The sequence below is a fragment of the Phenylobacterium sp. genome (assembly GCF_030693805.1).
Taxonomy (GTDB): domain Bacteria; phylum Pseudomonadota; class Alphaproteobacteria; order Caulobacterales; family Caulobacteraceae; genus Phenylobacterium.
In genome coordinates, this window is sequence record NZ_JAUXZW010000404.1 from 1 (window position 1) to 7,120 (window position 7,120).

Here is a 7,120-nt window from a genome sequence, read left to right on the forward strand (position 1 = left end):
CGCGGGCAAGTCCACGATCGCCATCCACATCGTGACCGGGCTGCTGCACGCGGGCGCCAGCGTCGCGGTGATGGACCTTGACCTTCGCCAGCAGTCGATGGGCCACTTCTTCGCCAACCGCCGGGCGTGGCTGGCCGCCAACGGCGAGACGGCGCCGATGCCGATCGAGAACACGCTTGGGGTCGATGGCCGCAAGCTGGCCAAGGCCCCTGACGCCGAGGCGCTGGCCCGGTTCGAGGACACGTTCGGCGAGGCGCGCGAGGCGGCGGACTTCGTGCTGATCGACACCCCTGGCGGCGACACAGCGATGTCGCGCGCGGCGCACGGCGCGGCGCAGCTCATCGTCACGCCGATGAACGACAGCTTCGTCGACTTCGACATGCTGGGCGTGGTGGATCCGGTGACCCTCGAGCTGAAGCGCCCCAGCCTCTATTCCGAGACGGTGTGGAACAGCCGCAAGGACCGCGCGGCGGCGCAGGGCGAGACCATCGACTGGGTGGTGCTGCGCAATCGTCTGGCGCCCACCGAGGCGCGCAACCGCAAGCGGTTGGACGAGCGCGTGCACGCGCTGTCGCGACGCGTCGGCTTCCGGGTCGGGCCGGGCCTGCGGGACCGGGTGATCTATCGCGAGCTGTTTCCCTTCGGACTGACGGTGGCAGATCTGTCGCCGACCATCCGCCCCGTGGCGATGTCGCTGCAGCACGTCGCCGCGCGCCAGGAGCTCCGCGCGCTGATGGGGTCGCTGGGCCTGACCGGGCTGGAAGACGGCGACATGATCGCGGCGCAGTAGCCGTGCCCGCGGGCCGGCGCCGATGATCTATCTGGCGCTGGGCGCAGGATTGCTGGCGTTTCTGGTGTGGGTCGGGCGGGGCGGTCGATCGCCCTTCAAGCGCCGGGAGTGGCGGTTGCTGGCCGCTGCGCTATCGCTCGCCGCCTTCGCCGCGGCGGCGTTCGTGGGTATGCGGGGCGGGATTGGAACGGCCCTGGCGCTGGCGTTGGCCGGGTTGTGGCTCGCCGGTTCGGTGCGCCGCACGCCGGCGCCCGCCCGCGGATCCGCTGCGTCGTCTCAGATGAGCCTGACCGAAGCCCGCTCGACCCTGGGCGTGGAGCCGGGCGCCACGCCCGCCGAGGTCAGGGCCGCGCACGCCCGTCTGATCCGCCTGGCGCATCCCGACGCCGGCGGCACCGTCGGCCTAGCGGCGCAGCTCAACGCTGCTCGCGATCGCCTGCTGCGCGAATAACGCGGTCCAGACAGAGTCATGGCCGGGACGAGGCCCGGCCATGTTTGGGAAGGTGACGAGCCGATACTCAGCTCGGTGAGATGACCTGACAGGCCAGCTTCTTTGCCTTCAGCGCGCTGCAAGCGGCCTTGGCTGAGCTCTCGGAGAAGCCGTTGAAACGGCTGCGATAGGTACCGGCGGCGCGATCGGCGACCTGGCCGTCGGCCTGGGCGAACTGCTTGCCGAAGCGGTTACGGACGAAGGAGAGCTGCTCCTTGGCGTCGCTCTTGGACTTGAACGAGCCGACCTGAACGGCCCACTCGCCGCGCTTCTTGTTCTTCCTTTCGTCGGCCTTGGCCTTCTTCTCCGCCTTCTCGTTCTTCAGGCGGGTCTTGTCGGATTCGACGATCTTCAGCGAGGCGAGCTTGGCCGGCGGGGTGGCCGAGGCCAGCATGATGCGAGTGTCCTGATCTCGATCACCTTGCTCGATCGAGGGACGCATCACCGAACCGGCGGGCTCGGGCTCGAACATGTTCTGGGCGACCGTGATCTGCTCGCCGCGGTTGCGGCGCGCGATGATGTTGAAGCCGGTCAGCAGCAGGTCCTGGGCATTGTTGTCGCGCGCGGCGTTGGACGAACCGCCCATGACTACGCCGATCAGGCGGCGGTTACCGCGCACCGCCGAGACCGCGAGGTTGTAGCCGGACGCGTTGGTGAAGCCGGTCTTCAGGCCGTCGACGCCGGGCATGCGGAACAGCAGGCCGTTGTGGTTACGCATCAACTGGCCGCGGAAGGCGAACTGCTGCTGGCTGAAAAGTTTGTAGTACTGCGGATAGTCGCGCATCACCGAGCGGGACAGGATGGCGATGTCGCGCGCCGTCGTCAGCTGGCGGCTGTCGGGCAGGCCGGACGCGTTGACGAAGCGGGTGTTCTGCATGCCGAGCTCGCGGGCGCGCAGGGTCATCAGCGCTGCGAAGCGGCTTTCCGTGCCGCCAAGCTTTTCGGCCATGGCGACGGCGGCGTCGTTGGCGGACTTGATCGCCATTGCCTGCATCGCATCGCTGACGCTGATCGAATCGCCGGCGGCGACGCCCAGCTTGGTCGGCGACTGCGCCGCGGCGTGCGGCGAGAACACCACGCGGTCGTCGGGCTGCAGCTTGCCCGAGGCCAGCGCCTCGAACGTCAGATAGAGGGTCATCACCTTCGTGATCGACGCCGGATAGCGCGGACTGTCGGCGCGCTTGGCGTACATGACCTCGCCGGTTTTCGCATCGACGACGATCGCCGCGTACTTCGGCTCATTCGTCGGAAGCTGCAGATACGGGATTTGCGCATAGGCCTGCGGAGCGATCGCTGCAGTGGCTGCAGCGACGGCGAATCCAATGGAAAGCAACAGGCGGCGGGCGGGCTTGATCATGCTTCGTCCGTCAAAACAAAGGGTTGAGACGTATATAGGTACGCCCTTACTGCATCCATCATGCCACCCTCATCCTTGCACGATGGTAAACAGCAGTTGAATGGGCGGTTTTGTCGCGCAGGTCTCTCCTCAAGTTTTCCTTGTCGCCTATTTTATGGTGCAGTGCACAAAAGTCGCTTGACTGCTGCACTGCAACATGAGATTTCTCAGGTCGCCCCAAGGCTGTGTTCCATCAGTTTGCGATCTCCGCGCAACGCCGCGCTGCAAAACCCCCAGGAGTTGAATCCATGCCCGCCGCCGAAACCATGAAATCGACCGTCGAACAAGTCGCCGCCTCGAGCAACCTGGCGTTCAAGGACGCCGTCGAGAAGTCGCTCGCCGCCCTGACCGACGCCAATGGCGCGTCCAAGAAGAACCTCGAAGCCGTGATCGCTTCGGTCACCGCCGCCACCAAGGGCGCCGAGACCCTGGGCGCGCAGGCGATGGCGTTCTCCAAGAAGTCGGTCGAAGAGCAAGTGACCGCCGCCAAGTCGCTGGCCAGCGCCAAGAGCATCCAGGAAGTGGTCGAACTGCAGACCACTTTCGCCAAGAGCGCCCTGGAAGCCTATATGGCCGAAGTCGGCAAGATGTCGGAAACCGTCGCCTCGTCGGTGAAGGATTCCATGAAGCCGATCAACGAACGCGTCACCGCCTTCGTCGAACGCATGCAGGCCGCGCGCTAACGTCACAGCGCTTGCGGCGCGCCGTTCGCGGCGCGAATTCGGAAAGGCCCGGACCTTGGCTGGTCCGGGCCTTTTCTATGAGGCGCGCCGGGTTTAGACCTTGGGCATGTCGCAAGTCGAAGCCCGCCTGGCCGCGCTAGGGATCACCTTGCCGGAGCCTGCGTCTCCGGTCGCCAACTATGTCCCGTTCGTGCGGTTCGACGAGCTGGTCCATATCTCCGGCCAGGTGTCGAACGACGCCTCCGGCGGCATCCGCGGCGTGGTCGGCGAGGCCGTCGATGTCGAGACCGCCATCCGCGCCGCCAGGCTTTGCGCCATCAGCCTGATCGCCCAGATCAAGCGCGCCTGCGACGGCGATCTCTCGCGTGTCGTCCAGGTGGTGAAGCTGAACGGCTTCGTCCAGGCAGGACCTGACTTCTTCGACATCCCGCAGGTGATCAACGGCGCTTCCGACCTGATGGTCGAGGCGTTCGGCGACGCCGGGCGGCACGCGCGCTCTGCGGTCGGCGTCTATCGCCTGCCGCTCAACTTCGCCGTCGAGGTGGATGCGGTGGTGCGGATCTGGTGAAGAGTCGTTTCGGCCAAGCTTGGGAGCTGCTGTTCGACCCTCCGGTGGCGCACCGAGGACTATGGTCGCGCGGCGGTGCGCCGGAGAACTCCCTCGCCGCTTTCCAGTGCGCTTGCGCCGCCGGATATGGCATCGAACTGGACGTGCAGCTATCGGCCGACGGCGAGGCGATGGTGTTCCACGACGACGAGCTGTTGAGGATGACCGGCCAGTCAGGACGTCTGCGCGAGCACGCGGCCGCCGATCTGATGGAGATGCGCCTGGGTGGCGGCGACGAACGGATTCCAACATTGCTCGAGGCGCTGGCGGTGATCGGCCGCCGCGCCATGGTCCACATCGAGCTGAAGACGCCGCTGGGCGAGGTCGGGCCGCTGGAGCAGCGGGTCCATGAGGTGCTGATCGACCACGCGGGCCCGGCCTGCGTCATCGGCTTCAATCCCTATTCCCACGCCTGGTTCGCCGAGCGTTTCCCGGGCGTGCTGCGCGGCTTCGACGTCGAGAAAGGCTGGCCCGCGCCCCGACGCGATCCGGGCAGCGAGCTCGCCGAGGTGCCGCTGGCGCGCGCCCATTTCCTGGCGCTCAGCGTCGATCTGCTCGATCATCCTGAGACCGCCGCCGCCCGCGCAGCCGGGACGCCGGTGCTGGCCTGGACGATCCGCAGCGCCGAACAGCGCGCCCAGCTGGCCGGCGCTTGTGACAACATCATCTTCGAGGGTTTCGCCGCGTGACGCTGAAGCCCGCCGTCACCGCGCACAAGAGGATCGCGGAGATCGGCCGGGCGGACTGGGACGCCTGCGCGCGCAACCCCGCCTATTTTGAGAACCCGTTCATCCACTTCGATTTCCTGCAATCGCTGGAGGAATCCGGCTGTGCGGTGGAGCGGACCGGCTGGGGGCCGCGGCACCTGAGCGTCGCCGATGAGCACGGGCAGACAGCCGCTGTGATGCCGCTGTACATCAAGTCCCACAGCCAGGGTGAATACGTGTTCGATCACGCCTGGGCCGACGCCTATGAGCGGGCCGGCGGGCGTTACTATCCCAAGCTGCTGTCGGCCGCGCCGTTTTCGCCCGTCACGGGACCACGGATGCTGGTGCGGCCGGACGTCGAAGCGGACGAAGCGCGCGCCATCCTGCTGGCCGGCGCGTTGCAGCTCTGCGAGCGCTATGGCGCGTCATCCCTGCATGTGAACTTCGCCAGCCCTGAGGAGTGGGAATGGCTGGGCGGGCAGGGTCTCGCGCAGCGCCAGGGCCAGCAGTACCACTGGCGCAATGGCGGCTATTCGACCTTCGAGGATTTTCTGGCCGCGCTCTCGTCAGGCCGGCGCAAGACCATCCGGCGCGAGCGGCGCGACGCCCAGGCCGCGGTGGAGATCGTGGCGCTGACGGGCGCGGAGATCACCGAAGCCCACTGGGACGCCTTCTACGCCTTCTATATGGACACCGGCTCGCGCAAATGGGGCCGGCCCTACCTGAACCGCCAGGTGTTCTCGCTGCTCAGCCAGTCGATGGCCGACCGCATCCTGCTGATCATGGCCAGGCGGTCGGGGCAGTGGATCGCTGGCGCGCTGAACCTGATCGGCGGCGACTGCCTGTACGGGCGCAACTGGGGTTGCCTCGACGAGGTGCCGTTCCTGCACTTCGAGCTCTGCTACTACCAGGCGATCGAGTGGGCGATCGACCACGGCCTGGCGCGCGTCGAAGCCGGCGCGCAGGGCCAGCACAAGATCGCCCGCGGTTACCTGCCGAGCCCTGTGCATTCGGCGCATTTCATCGCCGACCCGGCGCTGCGCAAGCCGGTCGAACGGTTCGTCGAGCAGGAGCGCGCGGCGCTGGACCACGAGATGGAATGGCTGGCCGATGAGTACTCGCCGTTCCGCCAATCCGCCTACCAGACCCCTTTGACACCGGAGCCCGCGCCATGAGCCTGGACGGCGAATACGACGACGCCAACATCTTCGCCAAGATCCTGCGCGGCGAGGCCCCCGCGGTGCGGGTGTTCGAGGACGGCCACGTGCTGGCGTTCATGGACGTCTTCCCACAGTCACGCGGCCACGTCCTGGTGATCCCCAAGCACTCCCACGCCCGCAACCTGCTGGACGAGGATCCGGCGGTGATGGGGCCGTTGATGCTGGGCGTGCAGCGGGTGGCGCGCGCAGTGCGTGCGGCGCTGAAGCCGGACGGGATCGTGGTCACCCAGTACAACGGCGCGCCGGCCGGTCAGAGCGTGTTCCACCTGCACGTCCACGTCATCCCGCGCTGGGAAGGCGTGCCGATGGGCCGTCACGGCCAAAGCGGCATGGCCGACCTGGACGAGCTGAAGGTCCTGGCCGATCAGATCGCCGCCCAGATCGCCTGAGCCGCGCCCCCTCCGTCGCGCCCGGCGGGCGCGCCACCTACCCCGATTCATCGGGGGAGGTGGCTTCGCCGCAGGCGAAGACGGAGGGGGCATGCTGCGCTCGCTAAGAAAAACCCCGGAGGCGGACCTCCGGGGCTTTCCCCGATTTCACAGCTTTGGGTCTGTCGATCGTTAGCTCGCCAACTCCGGCGCAGCGCTCGCGGCGTCTTCGGCGGGGTTCTCGATCTGCGGCGCGCCGAGCTCGCGCTCCTCGCCCTCGATCTCGAAACCGATCTTGCCGTCCTTGAGCACAACCTTGACGTGGCCGCCTTTGACCAGTCGCCCGAACAGGATTTCGTCGGCCAGCGGCTTCTTGATGCTCTCCTGGATGACGCGGGCCAGGGGCCGTGCGCCGTAGAGCTCATCGAAGCCGTTCTTGGCCAGCCAGTCGGCCGCTTCGTCGGACGTCTCGATGGTGACGTGACGGTCGGCGAGCTGCACTTCCAGCTGGATGACGAACTTCTGGACGACCTGACGGATGATGTCCTGGGTCAGCGCGCGGAACGCCACCACCGCGTCGAGGCGGTTGCGGAACTCCGGCGTGAACAGGCGCTTGATCGCCTCGTCCGCCTCGTCGTCGGCCTTGCCACGGCCGAAGCCGATGGTGTTGCGCTGGGAGTCGGACGCGCCCGCGTTGGTGGTCATGATCAGGACCACGTTGCGGAAGTCGACCTTCTTGCCGTTGGCGTCGGTCAGCACCCCGTGGTCCATGACCTGCAGCAGGATGTTGAAGACGTCCGGGTGCGCCTTCTCGATCTCGTCCAGCAGGACCACGGCGTGCGGATGCTGGTCGACTGCG

9 protein-coding genes are annotated in these 7,120 nt (G+C 67.2%); 7 read left to right on the forward strand and 2 right to left on the reverse strand.

What is annotated here, in order from left to right; genetic code table 11:
* Together Q8M88_RS16115 and Q8M88_RS16120 are read left to right on the forward strand one after the other, a co-directional pair.
* On the forward strand, nt 1-790 hold a 790-nt coding region (locus tag Q8M88_RS16115; protein WP_305598172.1), incomplete at its 5' end, for a division plane positioning ATPase MipZ.
* A gap of 22 nt (nt 791-812) precedes the next feature.
* Nucleotides 813-1,241, forward strand: coding sequence for a molecular chaperone DnaJ (locus Q8M88_RS16120; RefSeq protein ID WP_305598173.1), 429 nt, complete (start codon nt 813-815; stop codon nt 1,239-1,241).
* A gap of 67 nt (nt 1,242-1,308) precedes the next feature.
* Here the strand turns inward: Q8M88_RS16120 and Q8M88_RS16125 are convergent, their stop codons facing one another.
* Nucleotides 1,309-2,637, reverse strand: coding sequence for a D-alanyl-D-alanine carboxypeptidase (locus tag Q8M88_RS16125; RefSeq protein ID WP_305598174.1), 1,329 nt, complete (start codon nt 2,635-2,637; stop codon nt 1,309-1,311).
* A gap of 287 nt (nt 2,638-2,924) precedes the next feature.
* Between Q8M88_RS16125 and Q8M88_RS16130 the strand changes: the two genes are divergently transcribed.
* From Q8M88_RS16130 to Q8M88_RS16150, 5 genes are all read left to right on the forward strand, one after another.
* Nucleotides 2,925-3,359 carry a phasin family protein gene (locus tag Q8M88_RS16130; RefSeq protein ID WP_305598175.1) on the forward strand — a complete coding sequence of 145 codons (435 nt, stop codon included), beginning with the start codon at nt 2,925-2,927 and terminating at the stop codon, nt 3,357-3,359.
* A gap of 106 nt (nt 3,360-3,465) precedes the next feature.
* On the forward strand, nt 3,466-3,927 hold the full coding sequence (locus Q8M88_RS16135; protein WP_305598176.1) for a RidA family protein: 462 nt from the start codon (nt 3,466-3,468) through the stop codon (nt 3,925-3,927).
* Complete coding sequence (locus tag Q8M88_RS16140) at nt 3,924-4,655, forward strand: glycerophosphodiester phosphodiesterase family protein (RefSeq protein ID WP_305598177.1); 732 nt, start codon at nt 3,924-3,926, stop codon at nt 4,653-4,655. Before Q8M88_RS16135 ends, Q8M88_RS16140 begins: the two co-directional genes overlap by 4 nt.
* A complete protein-coding gene (locus Q8M88_RS16145) occupies nt 4,652-5,848 on the forward strand; it encodes a GNAT family N-acetyltransferase (protein ID WP_305598178.1) in 1,197 nt (398 codons plus the stop codon). The genes Q8M88_RS16140 and Q8M88_RS16145 overlap by 4 nt, the downstream gene beginning before the upstream one ends.
* A complete protein-coding gene (locus tag Q8M88_RS16150) occupies nt 5,845-6,282 on the forward strand; it encodes an HIT family protein (protein ID WP_305598179.1) in 438 nt (145 codons plus the stop codon). Before Q8M88_RS16145 ends, Q8M88_RS16150 begins: the two co-directional genes overlap by 4 nt.
* Nucleotides 6,283-6,453: 171 nt before the next feature.
* Here the strand turns inward: Q8M88_RS16150 and Q8M88_RS16155 are convergent.
* On the reverse strand, nt 6,454-7,120 hold a 667-nt coding region (locus tag Q8M88_RS16155; protein WP_305598180.1), incomplete at its 5' end, for an AAA family ATPase.

Excerpts from the sequence above, each read along its gene's own strand:
- Q8M88_RS16120 (WP_305598173.1), top strand. The coding sequence starts at position 813 with ATGATCTATCTGGCGCTGGGCGCAGGATTGCTGGCGTTTCTGGTGTGG.
- Q8M88_RS16125 (WP_305598174.1), bottom strand. The coding sequence starts at position 2,637 with ATGATCAAGCCCGCCCGCCGCCTGTTGCTTTCCATTGGATTCGCCGTC.
- Q8M88_RS16130 (WP_305598175.1), top strand. The coding sequence starts at position 2,925 with ATGCCCGCCGCCGAAACCATGAAATCGACCGTCGAACAAGTCGCCGCC.
- Q8M88_RS16150 (WP_305598179.1), top strand. The coding sequence starts at position 5,845 with ATGAGCCTGGACGGCGAATACGACGACGCCAACATCTTCGCCAAGATC.
- Q8M88_RS16135 (WP_305598176.1), top strand. The coding sequence starts at position 3,466 with ATGTCGCAAGTCGAAGCCCGCCTGGCCGCGCTAGGGATCACCTTGCCG.